At 62.9% G+C, this 21,526-nt stretch carries 18 protein-coding genes and 1 tRNA gene; 12 read left to right on the top strand and 7 right to left on the bottom strand.

Annotation, left to right across the window (positions count from 1 at the left end; all coding sequences use genetic code 11):
- Positions 1–49: 49 nt before the first annotated feature.
- The gene (locus R2B70_RS12695; RefSeq protein WP_209793017.1) at positions 50–562 is read right to left on the bottom strand and encodes a glycine cleavage system protein R; all 513 of its coding nucleotides are present in this window, start codon (positions 560–562) and stop codon (positions 50–52) included.
- A gap of 254 nt (positions 563–816) precedes the next feature.
- Between R2B70_RS12695 and R2B70_RS12690 the strand changes: the two genes are divergently transcribed.
- The 5 genes from R2B70_RS12690 to R2B70_RS12670 all read left to right on the top strand — a co-directional run bounded on the left by R2B70_RS12690 (position 817) and on the right by R2B70_RS12670 (position 6,756).
- The gene (locus R2B70_RS12690) at positions 817–1,686 is read left to right on the top strand and encodes a DUF2726 domain-containing protein (protein WP_318161643.1); all 870 of its coding nucleotides are present in this window, start codon (positions 817–819) and stop codon (positions 1,684–1,686) included.
- A gap of 302 nt (positions 1,687–1,988) precedes the next feature.
- Positions 1,989–3,410: a sigma-54 dependent transcriptional regulator gene (locus R2B70_RS12685; protein ID WP_318161642.1), complete on the top strand. Its 1,422-nt coding sequence runs from the start codon at positions 1,989–1,991 to the stop codon at positions 3,408–3,410.
- Between the two features lie 106 nt (positions 3,411–3,516).
- The gene (locus R2B70_RS12680; protein ID WP_318161641.1) at positions 3,517–4,551 is read left to right on the top strand and encodes a sensor histidine kinase; all 1,035 of its coding nucleotides are present in this window, start codon (positions 3,517–3,519) and stop codon (positions 4,549–4,551) included.
- Positions 4,548–5,882, top strand: a complete 1,335-nt coding sequence (locus R2B70_RS12675; RefSeq protein ID WP_318161640.1) for a sigma-54 dependent transcriptional regulator — start codon at positions 4,548–4,550, stop codon at positions 5,880–5,882. The genes R2B70_RS12680 and R2B70_RS12675 overlap by 4 nt, the downstream gene beginning before the upstream one ends.
- Positions 5,883–5,994: 112 nt before the next feature.
- Positions 5,995–6,756, top strand: a complete 762-nt coding sequence (locus tag R2B70_RS12670) for a Nif3-like dinuclear metal center hexameric protein (RefSeq protein ID WP_209793009.1) — start codon at positions 5,995–5,997, stop codon at positions 6,754–6,756.
- Between the two features lie 114 nt (positions 6,757–6,870).
- Here the strand turns inward: R2B70_RS12670 and purN are convergent, their stop codons facing one another.
- Together purN and purM are read right to left on the bottom strand one after the other, a co-directional pair.
- Positions 6,871–7,509 (bottom strand): phosphoribosylglycinamide formyltransferase, encoded by a 639-nt coding sequence (gene purN, locus R2B70_RS12665; RefSeq protein ID WP_039040246.1) that lies wholly within the window; start codon positions 7,507–7,509, stop codon positions 6,871–6,873.
- Positions 7,506–8,543, bottom strand: a complete 1,038-nt coding sequence (purM, locus tag R2B70_RS12660) for a phosphoribosylformylglycinamidine cyclo-ligase (RefSeq protein ID WP_318161639.1) — start codon at positions 8,541–8,543, stop codon at positions 7,506–7,508. Before purM ends, purN begins: the two co-directional genes overlap by 4 nt.
- A gap of 176 nt (positions 8,544–8,719) precedes the next feature.
- Here purM and upp point away from each other — a divergent pair, with 176 nt between their 5' ends.
- The 3 genes from upp (at position 8,720) to hda (ending at position 11,327) form a co-directional block, all read left to right on the top strand.
- A complete protein-coding gene (upp, locus tag R2B70_RS12655) occupies positions 8,720–9,346 on the top strand; it encodes a uracil phosphoribosyltransferase (RefSeq protein WP_039040248.1) in 627 nt (208 codons plus the stop codon).
- 148 nt (positions 9,347–9,494) lie between these two features.
- Positions 9,495–10,523, top strand: coding sequence for a DUF2066 domain-containing protein (locus R2B70_RS12650; RefSeq protein WP_039040249.1), 1,029 nt, complete (start codon positions 9,495–9,497; stop codon positions 10,521–10,523).
- 102 nt (positions 10,524–10,625) lie between these two features.
- Complete coding sequence (hda, locus tag R2B70_RS12645) at positions 10,626–11,327, top strand: DnaA inactivator Hda (protein WP_039040250.1); 702 nt, start codon at positions 10,626–10,628, stop codon at positions 11,325–11,327.
- Positions 11,328–11,427: 100 nt separating this feature from the next.
- On the opposite strand, the gene aceA is transcribed toward hda, so the two are convergent.
- The 4 genes from aceA to R2B70_RS12625 form a co-directional block, all read right to left on the bottom strand.
- On the bottom strand, positions 11,428–12,741 hold the full coding sequence (aceA, locus tag R2B70_RS12640) for an isocitrate lyase (RefSeq protein WP_039040251.1): 1,314 nt from the start codon (positions 12,739–12,741) through the stop codon (positions 11,428–11,430).
- A 68-nt stretch (positions 12,742–12,809) separates the two neighbouring features.
- Complete coding sequence (aceB, locus tag R2B70_RS12635) at positions 12,810–14,417, bottom strand: malate synthase A (RefSeq protein WP_318161638.1); 1,608 nt, start codon at positions 14,415–14,417, stop codon at positions 12,810–12,812.
- 692 nt (positions 14,418–15,109) lie between these two features.
- A complete protein-coding gene (locus R2B70_RS12630; RefSeq protein WP_267882648.1) occupies positions 15,110–15,244 on the bottom strand; it encodes a hypothetical protein in 135 nt (44 codons plus the stop codon).
- Positions 15,245–15,485: 241 nt separating this feature from the next.
- Positions 15,486–15,562 (bottom strand) — tRNA-Pro (locus R2B70_RS12625).
- Between the two features lie 272 nt (positions 15,563–15,834).
- Here R2B70_RS12625 and tadA point away from each other — a divergent pair.
- The 4 genes from tadA to pstB all read left to right on the top strand — a co-directional run bounded on the left by tadA (position 15,835) and on the right by pstB (position 21,487).
- Complete coding sequence (gene tadA, locus R2B70_RS12620) at positions 15,835–16,374, top strand: tRNA adenosine(34) deaminase TadA (protein WP_084202657.1); 540 nt, start codon at positions 15,835–15,837, stop codon at positions 16,372–16,374.
- Between the two features lie 205 nt (positions 16,375–16,579).
- Positions 16,580–18,817, top strand: a complete 2,238-nt coding sequence (locus R2B70_RS12615; protein WP_318161637.1) for an ABC transporter permease subunit — start codon at positions 16,580–16,582, stop codon at positions 18,815–18,817.
- 17 nt (positions 18,818–18,834) lie between these two features.
- Positions 18,835–20,484 carry a phosphate ABC transporter permease PstA gene (gene pstA / locus R2B70_RS12610; protein ID WP_209792994.1) on the top strand — a complete coding sequence of 550 codons (1,650 nt, stop codon included), beginning with the start codon at positions 18,835–18,837 and terminating at the stop codon, positions 20,482–20,484.
- A 184-nt stretch (positions 20,485–20,668) separates the two neighbouring features.
- Complete coding sequence (pstB, locus tag R2B70_RS12605; protein WP_042076392.1) at positions 20,669–21,487, top strand: phosphate ABC transporter ATP-binding protein PstB; 819 nt, start codon at positions 20,669–20,671, stop codon at positions 21,485–21,487.
- Positions 21,488–21,526: the final 39 nt, after the last annotated feature.

The raw sequence follows: 21,526 nt of genomic DNA, 5'->3' as shown, positions 1-21,526 counted from the left end.
TGCGCGGAAGTTATGGCGTCAAACCATGACAAATTTATGACAACCAGCACTATTCGGTCAGGTCCTGGTCGATGTCGACCACCAGGTCGTCGGAGAGGGACTCCAGGGCGCTGACGAGATCGTCCAGCTCGAGCTGGGGTGGCAGGGCGACCAGGGCATGGGCGTAGAACAGCGGCGCGCCGCTGTGGGGCGCCGGCTCGCAGCCTGTGGTGAGATCGGCCACGTTGATGTTGAGCTGGCGCAAGATGCTGGCCACTTCGTGGACTATGCCCGGCCTGTCGTTGCCGGTGACGCTCAGCATCACCTGACGGGCCGGCTCCGGGCTGAGCTGCCCCTCGGCGAAGCTCACGGTGAGGCCCGGCAGCATCACCAGCGCCTCGCACAGGGGGCGATAGTGCTCGTCGGGGACGGCGACGTGCAGTATGCCGGCAAATTGCCCCGCCAGTTCACTCATGGAGCTTGCCAGCCAGTTGCCCTGCTGTCGGGTGATGGTATCGGCCAGGCTCTCGACGATGCCGGGCTTGTCTGCGCCGATCACGGTGACGACCAATTGCTTTTGCATCCTGCTCTCCTTGAATGGGACTGCGTGGGGGACGTCCGGCAGCGACGGCGAGTGCGCCAGCGCGTCCATGGGCTCTGACATTGTGCCTGCTGTGACAGGCCATATGAAGCCCGCCTTGCGCAAATTTAGTGAAAAAACGCGAATGCCGGCGCGGGTTTGATTTCAGCTCTGCCTGCGCCGCTTTCCCCGTGGTAGAGTGTGGCCCCTCCGTGTTGATGTGAACTGGAAATGTCTTGTGAACGGGATGTGCGTGTATGAATAGCCTTGTCGTATCGGGATTGGTGTTGTTGGTGTTGCTTCTGCTGGCGATCTTCTGGAGCAGGGGCAAGAAGGGCAAGGCGCTGCCCTATGATCTGCAGGAGACCCTGTTCACCCCCGCCGAGCGTTCCTTCCTCGGCGTGCTGGATCTGGCGGTCGGCGACCAGGCCCGGGTCTTTGCCAAGGTGCGGGTGGCCGATGTGCTGACGCCGGAGACGGGGATGGGCAAGAGCAAGTGGCAGCAGGCGTTCAACAAGATCAGCGCCAAGCACGTGGACTACCTGCTCTGCCACCCCTCCGATCTCTCCTTCATCTGCGCCATCGAGCTCGATGACAGCTCCCATCGCCACCAGAAGCGCAAGGTGCGCGACAGTTTCCTCAAGGCGGCCTTTGACAGCGCCGGTCTGCCGCTGCTGCAGATCCCGGCAAGCAGCCATTATCAGGTCGAGGAGCTGCGCGAACAGATCCTGCCGCTGTTAAGCGGCCCCCGCCTTGCCCCGGATGAGGATCTGCTGCCTGGGGATCGCCGCGAGCCGACCTTCAGCCCCTTGCAGCTGGATCGGGTCGAGGTGGAAGAGCCCCGCCATGGCGGTCGTACCCCGGGCGTCGCCCCCATCAAGGCCATACTGTCGCCACGCACCGCGCCGCTGCCGGCTGCCGATGCCGAGCTGGTGGATAATCTGTTTGCCGAGGGGGAGGATGATGAGGAGGTGTATCTCCATCGGGTGCCCCACTGCCCGCGTTGTGATGCGCCCCTGGTGGAGCGGGAGGCCAAGAAGGGTCCCCACGCCGGCCGCCTGTTCCTGGCCTGCAGCCGTTTCCCCGAGTGCCGCTACGCCGCGCCCCAGGAGAGTGTCAAGCACTGATCCCGCCTTCGGCGCCGGCTGTCGTCGGCGCCTTGTTGCCCCCTGCGCCGATTTTCCTCCGATACTCTGTCTGTCTGTCTGTCTGTCTGTCTGTCTGTCTGTCTGTCTGTCTGTCTGTCTGTCTGTCTGTCTGTCTGGCTGGAAGCGTGATCCCCGTCCCGACGGGACACTCTGTAACGCGACAAGTTTTGACAATCCGCCAGAATTTTGGCACTTTGTGGCCTTTATGACATTGTGCATAGCTAACTATCATAAGTAGTTTAAAAACAATAACTTGGCGTCAGGTGTGTAAGAATATGGATATGATGGCTATGGGTGTGCTGATCGTGGATGCCGATGAAGCGCGGCGTCAGCAGTTGGAAACCGTGCTCTCCTTCATTGGGATCCCCTGGCAGGAGGTGGTGGAGGCCGATCTCGAGGTGGCCATCGAATCGTCAGGTCCGCTGCAGGGGATACTGGCGGGCAGTCTGCTCGAACGCCCCCTGGCCGAGCTGCTGGCCGCCTACCCTCGCATCCCCTTCATCTCCCTGACGTCGGCGGATCACCCCAACAGCAACTTCATCGGCGGCAGCGACGAGCCCTTCACCTACGAGTCCCTGACCCGCCATCTGCACTTCTGCCAGGCCTTCATCTCCCTGCACCCCAGACAGCAGATCCACGACAAGGGCCAGACCCTGCTGCGCCTGCTGGTGGGCAAGGGGAAGGGGATCCAGGAAGTGCGCCGCCTCATCGGCCAGGTGGCGCAGACCGATGCCAACGTGCTGATCCTGGGGGAATCCGGGACCGGTAAGGAGGTGGTGGCCCGCGCCATTCACGAGCTCTCCGCCCGAAGCTCGGGCCCCTTCGTGCCCATCAACTGCGGCGCCATTCCGGCAGAGCTTCTGGAGAGCGAGCTGTTCGGCCACGAGAAGGGGGCCTTCACCGGTGCCATCGCCGCCCGTCGCGGTCGCTTCGAGCTGGCCCAGGGGGGCACCCTCTTCCTCGACGAGATCGGCGACATGCCGCTGCCCATGCAGGTCAAGCTGCTGCGGGTGTTGCAGGAGCGCCAGTTCGACCGGGTCGGTGGGGGCAAGGCGGTACAGGCGGACGTGCGCGTCATCGCCGCGACCCACCGGGATCTGGAGGCGATGATCCGCACCCAGGCGTTTCGCGAGGATCTCTACTACCGGCTCAACGTCTTCCCCATCGAGACGCCGCCTCTGCGCGAGCGCTGCGACGACATTCCCCTGTTGTTGCAGGAGCTGCTCAATCGCCATGCCGAGCAGCACAGGGGCATCATCCGCCTGACCCAGCGCGCCATGGAATCCCTGATGCAGTACCCCTGGCCCGGCAACGTGCGCGAGCTGTCCAACCTCATCGAGCGCCTGCTGATCCTCTACCCGAACCAGATCGTCGATGTGGCGGACCTGCCCGGCCGCTACCGGCTGTTGCCGAGCGAACCCAGGGATGAGCGCCTCACCGAAATGGACGAGCGGGATGCCCTGGCCGCCGTGTTCCAGTCCCCGCCCGTGCTGGATCCGGGCATCGCCATGCCCCTGCCCATGCAGCTGCCCCAGGAGGGGGTCAACCTCAAGGAGATGCTGGCCGACCTCGAAGTGGAGCTGATCCGCCAGGCCCTGGAGTCCCAGGACGGGGTGGTGGCCCGCGCCGCCGACCTGCTCAGCATGCGCCGCACCACGCTAGTGGAGAAGATGAAGAAGTACGGCATGAGCAAGGACAACTGAGGTCAATGCTTTGACGCTTGGCTGTCAACACATTGATATTAATGCAATAAATCACTGGCATGGAAATTGAATAAGCTGACCCAATCGCCAGTTTGAGGTCAGCTTTATGACAATCTCGCAGCAGGACAACCCCCTCCAGTCACACGAAGTGAGCCAGCTCTACGCCATCTTCACGGCGCTGCCGACCGGCGTGCTGCTGCTCGACGGCGAGGGGCTGATCACCCGCGCCAACCCGGCGGCCCAGGCCTTGCTCGGGGAACCGCTGGAGGGCCTCTTCTGGCGCCAGATTATCGCCCGCTGCTTCCAGCCCAGGGAAGACGACGGCCACGAGATCTCCCTGCGGGACGGGCGCCGGGTCCAGCTGTCGACCCAGCCGCTGCCGGATCAGCCCGGCCAGCTGGTGTTCATCACCGATCTGACCGAGACCCGCCAGTTGCAGGACAGGGTCAACCACATGAAGCGGCTGTCCGCCCTTGGCAACATGGCCGCCTCCCTGGCGCACCAGATCCGCACCCCCCTCTCCGCCGCCATGCTCTACGCGGCCAACCTGGCGAACCGCACCCTGAAGCCCGAGTCCCGCAGCCAGTTCCAGCAAAAACTGATGGCGCGCCTGCAGGATCTCGAGAAGCAGATCAACGACATCCTGCTGTTTGCCCGCAACGGTGACAACCAGGTGGTGGCCCCCATCTCGGTCCAGGGGCTGCTGGCGGAGGTGCAGGCCGGTGCCGAGGCCTTCTGCCAGCAGCAGGGCTGTGCCCTGCACCTGGAGGTGCCGGAGCCGGATCTCTGCCTGCTCGCCAACAGCAGCGCCCTGGCGGGCGCCATCAACAACCTCATCGCCAACGCGCGCCAGGCCGGCGCCGATTCGCTGCTGGTGAGCGCGGTGCGCAGCGGCAACCGGGTGGAGATGCGCGTGATCGACAACGGCAAGGGGATGCCTGCGGCCTTGCTCGGCCAGATCTTCGAACCCTTCTTCACCACCCGCTCCCAGGGCACAGGCCTTGGGCTCGCCGTGGTGCAATCCGTGGTGCGTGCCCACCAGGGGGAGGTCAGCGTGGCCTCTGTCCCCGGTGAGGGCACCTGCTTTACCCTGTCGTTCCCCCTGCATCAGCAAGCGGTGCAGCTCGGAGGTGTAGCATGACCCAGGCTCGTATTCTGGTGGTGGAAGATGACAACGGCCTGCGCGAGGCCCTGGTGGACACCCTGCTGCTCGGTGGCTATGAGTGCCGCGAGGTGGACAGCGGTGAGCGGGCCCTGCTGGCCCTGTCGCGCCAGCGTTTCGACATGGTGATCTCCGACATCCAGATGGGAGGCATGGATGGCCTCACCCTGCTGGCCAATATCCGCCAGCAGTATCCCCAGGTGCCTGTGCTCCTGATGACCGCCTACGCCAACATCGACGGCGCGGTGCGCGCCATGCGCGAGGGGGCCATCGACTACCTGGCCAAGCCCTTCTCCCCCGAGGTGCTGCTCAACCAGGTCAGCCGCTATGTGCCCGCCCAGAAGGTAGAAAAACGTGCCGTGGTGTACGGGGATCCCAGGACCGCCGAGCTGTTCCAGCTGGCGGCCCGGGTCGCCAGGAGCGAGGCCACCGTGATGGTGACCGGCCCGAGCGGGACGGGCAAGGAGGTGCTGGCCCGCTACATTCACGACAACTCCAGCCGTGCCGAGCAGGCCTTCATCGCCATCAACTGCGCCGCCATTCCGGAGAACATGCTGGAGGCGACCCTGTTCGGTTACGAGAAGGGGGCCTTCACCGGGGCGGTGCAGGGGTGTCCCGGCAAGTTCGAGCAGGCCCAGGGGGGTACACTCCTGCTCGACGAGATCACCGAGATGGATCTGGGGCTGCAGGCCAAGCTGCTGCGGGTCTTGCAGGAGAAAGAGGTGGAGCGGCTCGGCAGCCGCAAGATGATCCCCCTCGATGTGCGGGTCATCGCCACCAGCAACCGGGATCTGAAAAAAGCGGTGCAGGACGGGTTGTTCCGCGAGGATCTCTACTACCGCCTCAACGTCTTCCCCCTGCGCTGGACCGCGCTCTGGGAGCGCCCGGGGGACATTCTGCCCCTGGCGGAGCATCTGCTGGCGCTTCACGCCAGCCAGATGGGGCTGCCGACGCCGCGGCTCGCGGAGGAGGCCCGAGAGCGTCTGATGGCCCACTCCTGGCCCGGTAACGTGCGCGAGCTCGACAACGTGGTGCTGCGTGCCCTGATCCTCTGTCCAGACGGGCTCATCGGGTGCGAGCACCTGATCCTGGAGGAGACGGACGAGACGCTGGTACGCCCCCTCGAGCGGCTGTCGGGGGAGGGGCTCGGCGGCGAGCTCAAGCTGCAGGAGCACCAGATCATCCTGGACACCCTGCAGGAGTGCAATGGCAGTCGCAAGGCGGTGGCCGACAAGCTCGGCATCAGCCCGCGTACCCTGCGCTACAAGCTGGCCCAGATGCGTGACGCCGGCATAGAGCTGCCCGCCTAGGCTTGATGCCGGTGCCATGGCCTTGCCGGCCCGGCTCGATTATCATGGGCCCCTGACGATCGGAATCCGGCTCCCTGCGATCCTGTGCGGGGAGCCCTGTTAGGAGACGCCCATGATCTCTCATCGAAAACTGGAAAGCCTGCTCAACCACCTGCTCGAACCCCACGCCATCAAGGACTACTGCCCCAACGGCCTGCAGGTGGAGGGGCGCGAGCGCATTCGCAAGGTGGTGACCGGTGTGACCGCCAGCCAGGCCCTGATCGATGCGGCCGTGGCCGCCAATGCCGACGCCATCCTGGTTCACCACGGCTACTTCTGGAGCGGCGAGCCGGCCCAGATCACCGGCATGAAACAGCGCCGCCTCAAGACCCTGCTGACCCACGACATCAACCTGTTCGCCTATCACCTGCCCCTGGACGTGCACCCCGAGGTGGGCAACAACGCCCAGCTCGCCAGGCTGCTCGGCATCAAGGTGCGTCGCGGCCTCGAACCCTGGAACAGCAAGAGCGTCGCCATGGTGGGCAAGCTGGAAGAGCCCATGAGCGGGGCCGACTTTGCCAGGCTCATCGCCGAGCGCCTCGGCCGCGAGCCGCTCCATTGCGGCGACAGCGGGCCCGAGCTCATCCGTTCCGTGGCCTGGTGCACCGGTGGCGGCCAGAGCTACATCAGCCAAGCGGCGGAGCAGGGCATAGACGCCTTCATCTCCGGCGAAGCCTCGGAGCAGACCATCCACACCGCCCGCGAGATGGGCATGCACTTCTACGCCGCCGGTCATCACGCCACCGAGCGCTACGGCGTCAAGGCGCTGGGGGAGTGGCTCGCCACAGTCCACGGGCTGGAGGTCACCTTTATCGATATCGACAATCCGGTGTAGGGCCGATTAGCCGCGCAGCGGCGTAATCGGACGTGATGGCAGCCATTGCGCTGGTCGATAGAAATGACAAGGGAGGCCTAAGCCTCCCTTGTTGTGTCTTACTACTGCTAGAGGTTACTCGCTGGCATAGCCTGCCAGGCCAAGCTGCTTGCCATCGAGGAAGGCAGACCCTTCTCGCATCTGCAAGCGCCCCTCGCAGAACCACTGCACCACCAGGGGGTAGATGCAGTGCTCCTGGACCTGGACCCGGGCAGCGACCTCGTCGGCGCTGTCCCCCTCGAAGATGGGCACGCGAGCCTGCAGGATCACCGGGCCGCCGTCCAGCTCCTCGGTGACGAAGTGGACGCTGGCGCCGTGCTCGTCGTCACCGGCCTCGATGGCGCGCTGGTGGGTGTGCAGTCCCTGGTACTTCGGCAGCAGGGAGGGGTGGATGTTGATCATCCGTCCGGCGAAGTGGCGCACCAGATCGCCGCTCAGGATCCGCATAAAGCCGGCCAGCACCACCAGATCCGGCTGGTAGTCCTGCATCAGGGCCAGCAGGGCGGCATCATACTCCTCCCGGCTGGCGAACTGCTGCTGGGCCAGGATGGCGGTGGCCACCCCCGCCTCTTTGGCGCGAACCAGACCATAGGCATCGGCCCTGTTGCTGATGACGCCCACCACCTGGCCTGCAATCTTGCCGCTGGCACAGCCGTCGAGGATCGCCTGCAGGTTGCTGCCGCTGCCGGAGATCAGAACCAGGATCCGCATCATTTGATGATGACCTGCTCCTCGCCATCGGCCGCCTTGGCGATGTGGCCGATGTGCCAGGCGTTCTCGCCTTCCGCCTTGAGCAGGGCCAGCGCCTTGTCCAGCTGATCCGCCGGCAGGGCGATGATCATGCCGACGCCGCAGTTGAAGGTGCGATACATCTCGTGGCGGGTGACGTTGCCGGCCTGCTGCAGCCAGCTGAACACCGCCGGCCACTGCCAGCTCTGCTCGTCGATCACCGCCTGGGTATTGGCGGGTAGCACGCGGGGGATGTTCTCCCAGAAGCCGCCGCCTGTGATGTGGGACAGGGCGTGGATCTCGCACTCCTCGATGAGCTTGAGCACGGGCTTGACGTAGATGCGGGTCGGCTCCAGCAGGGCGTTGGCCAGGGTGGTCTCACCCAGCGGCTGGTGGACGTCTTCCTTGGAGACTTCCAGGATCTTGCGAATGAGGGAGAAGCCGTTGGAGTGGGGGCCGCTCGCGGCCAGGGCGATCAGGGCATCCCCTTCGCCGACCTTGCTGCCGTCGATGATCTCGCTCTTCTCCACCACGCCGACGCAGAAACCGGCGATGTCGTAGTCTTCCCCTTCATACATGCCGGGCATCTCGGCAGTTTCACCGCCGACCAGAGCGCAGCCGGACTGCTCGCAGCCGACGCCGATGCCGGTGACCACGGCCGCGGCGGTGTCCACGTCCAGCTTGCCGGTGGCATAGTAGTCGAGGAAGAAGAGGGGCTCGGCGCCCTGGACGATGAGGTCGTTGACGCACATGGCCACCAGATCGATCCCCACGGTGTCATGCTTCTTCAGATCGATGGCCAGACGCAGCTTGGTACCCACCCCGTCGGTACCGGAGACCAGTACCGGTTCCTTGTAGCCAGCAGGGATTTGACACAGGGCCCCAAAGCCGCCAAGACCACCAAGGACTTCAGGACGACGAGTGCGCTTTGACACGCCCTTGATACGTTCAACCAGTGCATTGCCGGCATCGATATCCACGCCAGCATCCTTGTAGCTCAGTGAGGTTTTGTCAGTCACGCGTATTCCCCGTCATATAAAGAAGTGGAGGGTAAAATTCGGGGCGTATTCTATCAGTGGGCAGGGAAAAGCAGAAAGAAAATCGTTTGCGCGTTTTTGGATGGAAAAGCTCTACAAGGGGCGGCTTTTGTTGTATGATTCCGCGATTTTTTTGGCGGCAGTTAGAGGAGATAATAATGAAAGTCGTTGAAGTCAAACACCCCCTGGTCAAGCACAAGATCGGCCTGATGCGCGAAGGCGACATCAGCACCAAGCGTTTCCGTGAACTGGCCAAGGAAGTGGGCAGTTTGTTGACCTACGAAGCGACCTCTGACTTCGAAACCGAGAAAGTTACCATCGATGGCTGGAACGGGCCAGTGGAAGTTGACCAGATCAAGGGCAAGAAGGTCACCGTCGTGCCCATCCTGCGTGCCGGCCTCGGCATGATGGACGGCGTGCTGGAACACATGCCGAGCGCCCGCGTCAGCGTGGTCGGCATATACCGCGACGAAGAGACCCTGCAACCCGTCCCCTATTTCGAGAAGATCGTCAGCAACATCGAAGAGCGTCTGGCCCTGGTCATCGACCCCATGCTGGCCACCGGCGGCTCCATGATCGCCACCATCGATCTGCTGAAGAAGAAGGGCTGCCAGTCCATCAAGGTGCTGGTGCTGGTTGCCGCCCCCGAAGGGATCAAGGCGCTGGAAGCGGCCCACCCGGACGTGGAGCTCTACTGCGCCGCCGTCGATCAGGGCCTGAACGAGAAGGGCTACATTGTCCCGGGTCTGGGCGATGCCGGTGACAAGATCTTCGGCACCAAATAAGTCCCGATGTCATCGGCGCTCTTTCAAAAAGAGCGCAAGCGAAGCCGGCCTCTCGCCGGCTTCGTGGTTTATGCCCCCCCGCCGGCTTGCTGCCACCAGGGCCTTGCCGCTACCATAAGCACCATCCCCCATTTCGAGAATCTTCTTTATGCTGAAACGCTTAGCGATGCTCTTCTGCTGCTGTCTGCCATTCGTGGCGTCGGCCGCCCAGGTGACTGACCTCTATCAGGGCAAGGCTCCCACCAGCGGCGACATGACGGCCGCTCAGGCTCAGGCCCTGGGGGATGTGCTCGTCAAGGTGACGGGCAAGCGGGACATCCTGACCCAGCCGGACGTGGTCAAGGCGCTGGCCGCGCCCGGTGACTATGTGCAGCATTACGGCTATCAGGACGTGGGGCCGGTGAAGTTTCTCAAGGCCGATTTCGACGTGGCCAAGGTCAACGCCCTGGTCGCCCAGAGCAAGTTTGCCCTGCTGGGCCCTGTGCGTCCTCAGTTGGGCGTCTGGCTGGTTGTCGACGAAGGGGAGCGCCGCATCCTGCCGGATCAGTCCGGCGATGGCTGGGCCGCCGCCCTGCGTACCCAGGCCCAGGCCATGGGGCTGCCCATCAGCATCCCGCTGATGGATCTCGACGACAACATGGCGGTCAACGCCACCGACGTCTGGGGTCGCTTCGCCGATCCCGTGCTCAAGGCGAGCCAGCGTTATGGCGCCGAAATGGTGGTGCTGGGCAAGCTGACGCCGGAGGGAGAGAGCTGGAGCATCGACTGGGGCCTCTATGGCGTCAAGCCGGGTGCCCAGGCCGGGGAGCTGACCGAACTGACCAAGGGGTCTGGCTCGGGGTCCCAGGCCGAGGTGGCCAAGGGGTTTGCCGATGCCCTGGCCGGCTGGCTGGTGCAGCAGTACGGCACCCGCCTCTCCGGGGTCGCCTCCAGCCAGACCCTGGTGGTGGAGGGGTTGTCCGACATCGACGGCATGATCCAGATACAGAAGATGCTGCAAGGCATGGCCAGCGTCACCAAGGTGGCGATCGGCAAGCTGGAGGGAGACAAGGTCACCTTCAATCTCTCGCTGCAGGGGGACAAGGCGGAGCTGGTGCGGGGTCTGCAGCTTGAGAGCCGCCTGCGCCAGGTGGAAGACAACGAGAGCGGCCTGCGCTACCAATGGTCGCAGCCCTGAGCCCAGAGGATGTTCCAGACCGCCCGGCATGACCCGGGCGGTTCTCTATCTGCCGCTCTGGTGATACACTTGCCCGCAAATATCACAGTCAAAGCCCAACGAGTGAAGCAACCGGCCCAACTGTCTCTCGCCGTACAACTACCGGATGATGAAACCTTCGTCAGTTTTTATCCCGGCAACAATGCCCATCTGATCACCGCCCTCAAGAACGCGGCCATCGGTCAGGGCTCGCCCTTCCTCTATTTCTGGGGAGCCAAAGGCTCGGGCCGCTCCCATCTGCTCCACGCCACCTGCGCCGAGGTCAACGCCCGCGACGCCGCCGCTGCCTATCTCTCCCTCGATCAGTTCGAACAGCTCGACCCCAGCATGCTGGATGCCCTGGAGAGCCTGCCCCTGGTCTGCCTCGACAGCCTGGAGGCGATCGCCGGCAACGCCCTGTGGGAGCGGGCCCTGTTCGACTTCTACAACCGCTGGAAGGAGAAGGGAGAGGGGACCCTGGTGGTCACCGGCTGCAGTGCGCCGCGCAAGCTGGGGTTGCAGCTGCCGGATCTCGCCTCCCGCCTGGATTGGGGAGTGAGCTTCCACCTCGATGAGCTCGATGACGAAGGCAAGCTCAGCGCCCTGCAACTGCGCGCCGAGCTGCGGGGCTTCAAGCTGCCTATCGACGTGGGCCGCTTCCTGCTCAACCGGCTGTCGCGCGACATGCGCACCCTGCTCGCCACCCTCAACCGGCTCGACAACGCCTCCTTCCGCGCCAAGCGCAAGCTGACCATCCCCTTTGTCAAAGAGATACTCGAGCTCTGAGCCCGTCAAGCTGGTTTGAGGCTCGGCGACGCCGAGGCCACGGATAAAAAGAAACCCCGGCCACTGGCCGGGGTTTTGCTATCTCAAGGAATTCTGCTTATCAGTGGAACTGGTCCTCTTCGGTGGAGCCCGTTAAAGCGGTCACCGAAGATTGGCCACCCTGGATGACGGTGGTCACCTTGTCGAAGTAACCGGTGCCCACCTCCTGCTGGTGCGCCACGAAGGTGTAGCCCCGCTCGGCGGCCGCGAACTCCGGCTGCTGCACCATCTCGACGTAGTGCTTCATGCCCTCGCCGCGGGCGTACTGGTAGGCCAGCTCGTACATGTGGAACCACATGTTGTGGATGCCCGCGAGGGTGATGAACTGGTACTTGTAGCCCATGTCGGAGAGCTCCTGCTGGAAGCGGGCGATGGTGGCATCGTCCAGGTTCTTCTTCCAGTTGAAGCTCGGGGAGCAGTTGTAGGCCAGGATCTTGTCCGGGTACTGGGCCTTGATGGCTTCGGCAAACTGGCGCGCCTCGTCCAGATCGGGCTTGGCGGTCTCGCACCACACCATGTCGGCGTAGGGAGCGTAGGCCAGGCCACGGGAGATGGCCTGCTCGATGCCGGCCTGCACCTTGTAGAAGCCCTCGCTGGTGCGCTCACCGGTCAGGAAGCCGGCGTCGTAGGGGTCCGCATCCGTGGTCAGCAGATCCGCCGCGTTGGCGTCGGTGCGGGCGATCACCAGGGTGGTGGTGCCGCAGACGTCCGCCGCCAGACGGGCCGCGATGAGTTTCTGCACCGCTTCCTGGGTCGGGACCAGCACCTTGCCGCCCATGTGGCCGCACTTCTTCACGGAGGCCAGCTGATCCTCGAAGTGGACGCCGGCGGCGCCCGCCTCGATCATCCCCTTCATCAGCTCGAAGGCGTTCAGCACGCCGCCGAAGCCGGCTTCCGCATCCGCGACGATGGGCAGGAAGTAGTCGATGAAGCCCTTGTCCTGCGGGCCCACCTTGTTGGCCCACTGGATCTGGTCGGCGCGGGCGAAGGAGTTGTTGATGCGCTCCACCACCGAGGGCACCGAGTTGGCCGGGTAGAGGGACTGATCCGGGTACATGGTGGAGGAAAGGTTGTTGTCCGCCGCCACCTGCCAGCCGGAGAGGTAGATGGCCTCGATGCCGGCCTTGGCCTGCTGCACCGCCTGACCACCGGTCAGGGCGCCGAGGCAGTTCACATAGCCTTTCTTGGCGCCGCCGTGGATCAGTTCCCACAGCTTGTCGGCACCGCGTTGGGCCAGGGTGTGTGCCGGCTGCAGGCTGCCGCGCAGGTTCACCACGTCTTCGGCGCTGTAGCCGCGCTTGATCCCTTTCCAGCGGGGGTTTTCTGCCCAGTCTTTCTCGATAGCCTGGATCTGTTGCTCACGGGTCAGTGCCATATCAGTTCCCTCTTTCATTGATTTCACGTTTCCATTGACTTGTTATGGGGCCGTCACCGGCCCGGGTTTCACAGCCGCTCGTAGCCGGGCAGCGTCAGAAAATCGATGAGTGTGTCGGCGCAGGTGATCTCTTCCATCAGGGCGCTCGCCTCGGCGAAGCGACCGGCCTGCCAGCGCGCCTCGCCCACTTCGCGTCTGACCACCTCCTGCTCCTCGGCCAGCATCTGGCGGAACAGCGCCTTGGTCACCACCTGGCCGCTTGACAGGGATTTTCCGTGGCGGATCCACTGCCAGATGGAGGTGCGGGAGATCTCGGCGGTGGCGGCATCTTCCATCAGACCGTAGATGGGCACGCAGCCGTTGCCGCCTATCCAGGCCTCCAGATATTGCAGGGCGACTCGAATATTGGTGCGCATCCCTGCCTCGGTGCGCTCCCCCTCACAGGGGGCCAGCAGCTCGGCGGCGGTGATAGGGGCATCCTGTTCGCGCAGCACGCCGATCTGGTTCTTGGCGCCAGCCTTAATGGTGGCGTTGAACACCGCCATGGCAGTATCGGCGAGGCCGGGGTGGGCGACCCAGGTACCGTCGTGGCCGTTGTTGGCTTCGCGCTCCTTGTCTGCCTTCACCTTGGCGAATACCTCGGCATTGACCGCCGGATCCTTGGCCGGGATAAAGGCGGCCATGCCGCCCATGGCCAGGGCACCGCGCTTGTGGCAGGTCTTGATGAGCAGCCGCGAGTAGGCGGAGAGGAACGGCTTGTCCATGGTGACCACCTGGCGGTCCGGCAGAACGCGATCCGGGTGGTTCTTCAAGGTCTTGATGTAGCTGAAGATATAGTCCCAGCGGCCGCAGTTGAGGGCGACGATGTGATCCTTCATCTGATAGAGCAGCTCGTCCATCTCGAACACCGCCGGCAGGGTTTCGATGAGCACGGTCGCCTTGATGGTGCCGCGGGGCAGGCCGAACCTGTCTTCGGTCCAGGCAAATACCTCGCTCCACCAGCGCCCCTCCAGGTGACTCTGCAGCTTGGGCACGTAGAAGTAGGGGCCGGAGCCCTTGGCCAGCAGCGCCTTGTGGTTGTGCAGGAAGTAGAGCGCGAAGTCGAACAGGCCACCGGGGATGGGCTCGCCGTCGAAGGTGATGTGCTTCTCCGGCAGGTGCAGGCCGCGCACCCGGCAGACGAGAACGGCCGGATCGGAACTCAGGGTATAGGCCTTCCCCTCCGGGCTCTGGTAGGCAATGGTGCCGTTGACGACGTCGCGCAGATTGATCTGACCCTCGATCACCTTGCTCCAGGCCGGCGCCAGAGAGTCTTCGAAGTCGGCCATGAACACCTTGACGTTGGCGTTGAGGGCGTTGATCACCATCTTGCGCTCGACCGGGCCGGTGATCTCCACACGCCTGTCCTGCAGGTCGGCGGGGATGCCACGAATGGTCCAGTCGCCGTCGCGGATGTGAGCGGTTTCGGGCAGGAAGTCCGGCAGCTCACCTGCGTCGATGCGGGCCTGACGGGCGACCCGTTGTTTGAGCAGTTCGTTGCGCTGGGGAGCGAAGCGTTCCACCAGCTCGGATACCAGGGCCACCGCATCCGGCGTCAGGATCTGCGCGTAATCGGGAAGCATCTCGCCTTGGATGTGCAGGCGGGGGCTGCTGATGGTCTGGGCCGGTGCCGACATAGGGTTCACTCCTTTGAAAGTTACATTTTGAACTTACTAACTACGACTAACGTCTATATTCGTTTCTCTTAAACTCCCCGTAACAGCGGGGCAACACGACTCATAAGGTGCAAAAGAATGGGGGGTTCGTCAACTTGATTTTTAAAACAGGTGTTTTGGTGTGGTTGTTAAGGTTATGTTTTAAAAGGATTTATTTGGTTAGCATAAAAGCTCTACACAGACAGTTATGCTCTTGGCTACGCCGCCCCTCAGGGAGGATGAACGGGCCGTCAATCGGGTGTCGAAAATGTAATTAATTACGTAATAAAATTACAAATGCAAAAAGAAATCCCGACCTTACTCCAGGCTTGGCAAAAACACCTGTATGAAATGCATCCGTTCAATGCAGCCTTCATCTGGCCTGCAAGGAGACTGGTTGATGAACTGTTGTTTAAAACCGAATCAGGAAAAGATGTGAAGAGGGAGGGGAAACGGGGATAGCAGGGAAATGACGCGCAATAACGTAGGTTTGTATCAGGGAACGGGAGCCCGAGGGAGGGATGTGCATCGTTATCGGCTAGTGAATAAAACCAGAGTTTTATCTTTTTATGGCATTTTATCGTTATTTGTGAGGGCGGTGTCTCGTCAGGGTTAGAAGGCGGTGCCGGACAGCAAAACCGGCGTCTTGAACCGCAACATGGGGCCTGTTCGTCTCAGTAATCTTCATCCGGGGCGGCGAGATCGATCACATCGAGATGCACTGAACCGCCGAATTCGTGCTCCGCGGGATCGAGATCGGCGGGGGAGAGCAGGGGCTGAACGGGCTGAGTGTCAACTGCTTGGGTCATGGATGCTTGCCTCATTGATTGCAAGCCGGTCGGTGAGTCCATCACCCTAACGCCCACCTCCCTGTTTTCTGGCCGGCGGAAAAGTTGCGTATCCTAGCGGCACTTTGTAAAAGCTTCAAGTGGTTCTGTATAAAATCTATGCCGGCGGGGGGCGGATGGAGGGGGATGACGCGGGAGACACAGGTGGAAAGCGAAGCAAAAAAATAGCCCAGTCGTTTGACTGGGCTATCTTCGGGGAATTTGGTCGGTGTGAGAGGATTCGAACCTCCGACCCTCTACACCCCATGCAGATGCGCTACCTGGCTGCGCTACACACCGACGGAGTCAGCTCGGCTGACGGGGAGGAAGTCTAATAGGATGGCCTGACGGGTGCAACTCCTTTTTTATCAGGGAGATGCCGATTGCTTCTTTATTGTTCAACCAAGATGCGGCTTGGGCCTGGGCAGCAGTTTTGGCATAATCGCCGCCCCCCCGGCGGGCATCTCATGTCGGGGGATGCCGACTGTGGCGGGGCCGTCGCCCCTGTCCCCGTCGAGCATGATCTACCGTCATCAGTCTGCCGCCATCAACCAACCAGAGAGGAGCAGGGCGTGAAACCATCGGAAGTCGCAGCACAGGCCAGCCAGAGCGAGCAGGACGAACGCTGGATGCGCCACGCCATGGCGCTGGCGGCCAGGGCGGAGGGGATAGGCGAGATCCCGGTCGGTGCCGTGCTGGTGCTGGGGGACGAGATCCTGGGGGAGGGCTGGAACCGCTCCATCAGCGACCACGATGCCTGCGCCCATGCGGAGATCATGGCGCTGCGCGAGGCCGGCAAGAGGCTGGAAAACTACCGGCTGATCGACACCACCCTCTATGTGACCCTGGAGCCCTGCTGCATGTGCGCCGGGGCCCTCATCCACAGCCGGGTCAAGCGGGTGGTCTACGGCGCCCGGGATCTCAAGACGGGGGCGGCAGGGTCCGTGTTCGATATCCTGCTGGACCCGCGCCACAACCACAGGGTGGCGCTGACGGGGGAGGTGCTCGCCGACGCTTGCTCGGCCCAGCTGTCGGACTTTTTCAAGCGGCGCCGCGCCGAGAAGAAGGCGGCCAGGTTGGCGCTGCAACAAACCCCGGCTGCCGACACTTGACAGGCAGGAGCGCAACCGGTGCGCTCCTGCATCTCTTTTAATACCTTTTTAAGGTTATAAAACAGTCTCTTGCCACCTTCTTCATGGCACTGTGATGCCGCTTTCTCGCCTGCAGATAAGCCCCGCCAAGATGGCCTTCATGTAACAAAACTGTCATGCAACCGCCATATAATGCCGCCAAGCCTAGCTCACATTGAGGTCTTGCATGTCATCGGAATCGTTAAATCTGGTCATGGCGGGCAGTCGAAAACGCCGGATCAAGGATAAATTGGCCAAATATGGCGTCACCACAGGGGGAGCCCTGGTGCTGGTGGCGCTGCTGCTTATCTTCTTCTATCTGCTCTACGTGGTGAAGCCCATCTTCAATGGCGCCAGCATGGAGGCGACTTCTTCCTTCGAGCTGCCGACCCAGGGCAAGACCGCCTGGCTCGGTGTCGAGGAGCAGAACGAGATAGGCTATCGCTTCAGCGATCTCGGCAAGGTCAAGTTTTTTGCCGTTCAGGCGGATGGCGACATCAAGGTGGGTCAGGTGATCGGCGATGCGCAGGTCTCCGGTGACATCACTGCGGTGGCCCCCCCTGCACCTGGCCAGAAGCTCATCGCCTATGGCTTTGCCGATGGCAAGGCCCAGGTGGTGCAGCCCTATTTCAAGGTTTCCTATCCCAACGACGTGCGCGTCATCGAACCCAGCCTGCAATATCCCTTCGGTGAAGAGCCCGTGGTGATCGATCCCCAAGGCAAGGCGCTGACCCGCATGGTCTTCGAGGCCACCAAGGACAAGATGGCCACGGCCGCCGTGACCGAAGATGGCCGCGGCGTGCTGATGGTGATGAGCGGCGAGGAGAACTTCCTCTCCGGGGAAGTGGAGTGGAGCAGCGAGAACTACGCCATTCCGTCCCTGCCGCGCCACGTGGATCAGATGCTGCTGACCCCGAACCTGCGTATCCTGTTCGTGCGCGAGGGCAACCGTCTCTCCGTCTACGACATCCACAATCTCAATGACATCTCCCTGCGCGACGTCATGGAGATCAATGCCCCCAATGCGAACGTGACCCAGGTGGCTTTGCTCTCCGGCGCCTCTTCCCTGCTGGTGGGCAACGACAACGGCGTCATCTCCCAGTGGTTCGAAGTGGCTCAGGATGGCAAGCGCCAGTTCACCCAGATCCGTGACTTCAAGGGTGACGGCCCGGTCGCGCTGCTGACCCCGGAGCACTTCCGCAAGGGCTTTATCAGCGCCAGTCAAGATGGTGCGATCAACTTCTTCCATGCCACCGGGGAGGCCAAGCTGCTCGGCGAGCAGATCGAGGGGGGCAGCCTCGCGGCCGTCGCCATCTCTCCCCGCCACAACCTGTTGCTGACCCAGCAGGGGGACGACTTCAAGGTCTTTGACGTGGAGAACGATCACCCCGAGGTAACCTGGTCTGCCCTGTGGCAGCAGGTGTGGTATGAAGGCTATCCCGAGCCCCAGTACGTGTGGCAGTCCACCTCAGCGAGCAACGACTTCGAAGCCAAGCTGAGCCTGGTGCCCCTGGTATTCGGTACCCTCAAGGCCTCCTTCTACGCCATGGTATTCGCGGTGCCCCTCGGCGTCGCCGGCGCCATCTACACCGCCTACTTCATGTCGGCGGGGCTGCGCAAGTACGTCAAGCCGACGGTGGAGATCATGGCGGCGCTGCCGACCGTCATCCTCGGCTTCCTGGCGGGTCTCTGGCTCGCGCCCATCATAGAAGGAGCCCTGCCCGGGGTGATCCTGCTGCTGATCCTGCTGCCCATGGGCATGCTGCTGACGGCGCTGGTCTGGAACTATCTGCCGGAGCGTGGCCGTACCTGGCTGCCGGAAGGCTGGCACGCCATCCTGCTCATTCCGGTGCTGCTGTTCATCGGCTGGGGGGCCTTCGCCTTGAGCCCCATCATAGAGAACGCCTTCATGCACGGGGATTCCCGCATCTGGCTGACCCACGACATGGGCATCAAGTTCGACCAGCGCAACTCCCTGGTGGTCGGCATCGCCATGGGCTTTGCGGTGATCCCCACCATCTTCTCCATCGCCGAAGACGCCGTCTTCTCGGTGCCCAAGCACCTGACCCAGGGCTCCCTGGCGCTGGGCGCCACCCCGTGGCAGACCCTGAGCCGCGTCGTGATCCTGACCGCGAGCCCGGGCATCTTCTCGGCGGTGATGATGGGCCTGGGCCGCGCCGTGGGTGAGACCATGATAGTGCTGATGGCCACCGGCAACACCCCCATCATGGACTTCTCCATGTTCCAGGGGCTGCGCACCCTGGCGGCGAACATCGCGGTGGAAATGCCGGAATCGGAAGTGGGCAGCTCCCACTACCGCGTGCTCTTCCTCGCCGCCTTCGTGCTGTTTGTGTTCACCTTCATGTTCAATACCCTGGCCGAATTCGTCCGCCAGCGGTTGCGTGAAAAGTACAGCTCTCTGTAAGGACTAAGGAATCGACAATGGGTAAGTGGTTTAAATCGGGGGCCCCCTGGATCTGGATGACGGGGGGCGCCGTCAGCCTGAGTCTGGTGGCCGTACTGGGTCTGTTGTTGCTGATCGGCTGGCGTGGTCTGGTCTATTTCTGGCCGCACCCCATCTATGAGTGGCAGTTGAGCGATGCAAACGGTAACAAGAGCGTGCTGATCGGCGAGATCAACGATCGCGAGCTGGTGCCGGTGGAGCGGCTGCGGGCCTCCGGTCTTCAGCTTGCAGGGGAGGAGCGCGAGGAGCTGACCCGTTACCTGGTCAAGACCGGCAACCGGGAGTTCGTCGATCTGGACTTCCGCTGGGTACTGGAGACCGACATCGTATCGCGCACCCAGCCGGCGGAGCTCGCCATGGTGGAGCGTGCCACCAACGGCAACTTCTACGGCTACATAGTGGGAGTGAAGGAGGATGGCCGCGAGCTGACCCAGGATCTGCATCCCGCGCTGCAACGGGTGCTGGCCCGCGCCAACGACCTCTCGGAGCAGGCCAACGAGCTGCAGAAGGGCGACATCGGCAGCATCAACTACCAGCTGGAGCGGCTGCGCCTCAAAGAGCGCAAGGCGGAGCTGGACGACAAGCTGACCGACGAGCTCAAGGCCCAGCTGGCGAGCGAGCGCCAGGCCCTGAACGATCGCTATCAGGTGCTGGAAAAAGAGCTCTTCTCCCTGCGTGCCCAGGCGGACAGAGACAGCATCACGGTCAAGGACATGCGTGGCGAGCTGGTGACCATGCCCATGTCCAGGGTGCTGGACGTGGTCTGGCCCAACGACATGAGCCTGATGGCCAAGATGGGGCACTGGTTCCACCAGATCGGCAAGTTCGTCTCCGATGAGCCCCGCGAGGCCAACACCGAAGGGGGCGTGTTCCCGGCCATCTTCGGCACCGTCTTCATGGTGATCCTGATGGCCATCATAGTGACGCCCCTCGGGGTGGTGGCGGCGGTCTACCTGCACGAGTACGCGGGCAAGAACAGCCTGACCAAGATCATCCGCATCGCGGTGATCAATCTGGCGGGGGTGCCCTCTATCGTGTACGGCGTGTTCGGCCTGGGCTTCTTCGTCTATACCCTGGGGGGATCGCTGGACCGACTCTTCTATCCGGAAGCGCTGCCGAGCCCCACCTTCGGCTCCCCCGGCGTCATCTGGTCGGCCCTGACCCTGGCCATCCTGACCCTGCCGGTGGTGATCGTCTCCACCGAAGAGGGGCTGGCCCGGATCCCGAGCACCATTCGCCAGGGCTCGCTGGCCCTGGGGGCCACCCAGGCCGAGACCCTGTGGCGCATCGTGCTGCCCATGGCGAGCCCGGCCATCATGACCGGCCTCATCCTGGCCATCGCCCGTGCGGCCGGTGAAGTGGCGCCCCTGATGCTGGTGGGGGTGGTGAAACTGGCGCCGACCCTGCCGATGGACGGCAACTTCCCGTACCTGCACGTGGAGCGCAAGTTCATGCACCTTGGCTTCCACATCTATGATGTGGGCTTCCAGAGTCCGAACGTCGAAGCGGCGCGTCCCTTGGTCTATGCCACCTCCTTCCTGCTGGTGACGGTGATCGTCGGCCTCAACCTGACGGCCATCGGCATCCGCAACCACTTGCGCGAGAAGTTCCGTTCTTTGGAGCATTGATGATGAAGCTGACGGGCATCGCGGGTATTCGCCACCTGCGTGAAACATTCCGGTCGCTGGCGCATTAATCCAGCCACCCAGACTGATGCGAGGCAAGTGATGGGCAGTTGCCCCCTTGCCAGCCAAGCATTCCGGCCGCGGACATGAGAGTGCCCGCCGCCACCGACAGATTTGAGGTAAACAGATGATCAACGTAACACCGAGTTCGACCCAGCACACCGCCACCGATCTGCTGAACCTGACCCCGGAGCAGACCGCCCTCGAGGTCAAGGATCTCAACCTGTACTACGGCAGCAAGCAGGCGCTGTTCAACGTCAACATGAAGATCCCCAAGGGGCAGGTCACCGCCTTTATCGGCCCGTCCGGCTGCGGCAAGTCCACCCTGCTGCGCTGCATCAACCGGATGAACGATCTGGTGGAGATCTGCCGCATCGAGGGGGAGATCCAGCTGCACGGCCACAACATCTACGACAAGAGCGTGGATGTCTCCGCCCTGCGCCGCCAGGTGGGCATGGTGTTCCAGCGCCCGAATCCCTTCCCCAAGTCCATCTACGAGAACGTGGTCTATGGCCTGCGCCTGCAGGGCATCAACGACAGGCGTACCCTGGACGAGGCCGCCGAGCGCTCCCTGCGCGGCGCGGCGCTCTGGGACGAGGTGAAGGATCGCCTGCACGACAACGCCTTCGGCCTCTCCGGCGGCCAGCAGCAGCGTCTGGTGATCGCCCGTGCCATCGCCATCGAGCCGGAAGTGCTGCTGCTCGATGAACCGACCTCGGCGTTGGACCCCATCTCCACCCTCACCATCGAGGAGCTGATCAACGAGCTCAAGAGCCAGTTCACCGTGGTGATCGTGACCCACAACATGCAGCAGGCGGCGCGGGTCTCGGATCAGACCGCCTTCATGTACATGGGCGAGCTTATCGAGTACTCGAACACCAACACCATCTTCACCACCCCGGCCAAGAAGAAGACCGAAGACTACATCACCGGTCGTTACGGCTAAGGCATGTTGGTGCAACAGGGGTTATTGAGATGAACAAGA

The organism is Aeromonas sp. XH (genome assembly GCF_033348475.1).
GTDB lineage: Bacteria > Pseudomonadota > Gammaproteobacteria > Enterobacterales > Aeromonadaceae > Aeromonas > Aeromonas sanarellii.
Note: the sequence above shows the minus strand (reverse complement) of the source record. Positions and strands in the feature narration are given on the sequence as shown.

Excerpts from the sequence above, each read along its gene's own strand:
- R2B70_RS12680 (WP_318161641.1), top strand. The coding sequence starts at position 3,517 with ATGACAATCTCGCAGCAGGACAACCCCCTCCAGTCACACGAAGTGAGC.
- upp (WP_039040248.1), top strand. The coding sequence starts at position 8,720 with ATGAAAGTCGTTGAAGTCAAACACCCCCTGGTCAAGCACAAGATCGGC.
- purN (WP_039040246.1), bottom strand. The coding sequence starts at position 7,509 with ATGATGCGGATCCTGGTTCTGATCTCCGGCAGCGGCAGCAACCTGCAG.
- R2B70_RS12630 (WP_267882648.1), bottom strand. The coding sequence starts at position 15,244 with ATGACCCAAGCAGTTGACACTCAGCCCGTTCAGCCCCTGCTCTCCCCC.
- pstA (WP_209792994.1), top strand. The coding sequence starts at position 18,835 with ATGGGTAAGTGGTTTAAATCGGGGGCCCCCTGGATCTGGATGACGGGG.
- R2B70_RS12670 (WP_209793009.1), top strand. The coding sequence starts at position 5,995 with ATGATCTCTCATCGAAAACTGGAAAGCCTGCTCAACCACCTGCTCGAA.
- R2B70_RS12615 (WP_318161637.1), top strand. The coding sequence starts at position 16,580 with ATGTCATCGGAATCGTTAAATCTGGTCATGGCGGGCAGTCGAAAACGC.
- R2B70_RS12675 (WP_318161640.1), top strand. The coding sequence starts at position 4,548 with ATGACCCAGGCTCGTATTCTGGTGGTGGAAGATGACAACGGCCTGCGC.
- R2B70_RS12690 (WP_318161643.1), top strand. The coding sequence starts at position 817 with ATGAATAGCCTTGTCGTATCGGGATTGGTGTTGTTGGTGTTGCTTCTG.
- aceA (WP_039040251.1), bottom strand. The coding sequence starts at position 12,741 with ATGGCACTGACCCGTGAGCAACAGATCCAGGCTATCGAGAAAGACTGG.
- R2B70_RS12695 (WP_209793017.1), bottom strand. The coding sequence starts at position 562 with ATGCAAAAGCAATTGGTCGTCACCGTGATCGGCGCAGACAAGCCCGGC.
- pstB (WP_042076392.1), top strand. The coding sequence starts at position 20,669 with ATGATCAACGTAACACCGAGTTCGACCCAGCACACCGCCACCGATCTG.
- R2B70_RS12685 (WP_318161642.1), top strand. The coding sequence starts at position 1,989 with ATGATGGCTATGGGTGTGCTGATCGTGGATGCCGATGAAGCGCGGCGT.
- aceB (WP_318161638.1), bottom strand. The coding sequence starts at position 14,417 with ATGTCGGCACCGGCCCAGACCATCAGCAGCCCCCGCCTGCACATCCAA.
- R2B70_RS12650 (WP_039040249.1), top strand. The coding sequence starts at position 9,495 with ATGCTGAAACGCTTAGCGATGCTCTTCTGCTGCTGTCTGCCATTCGTG.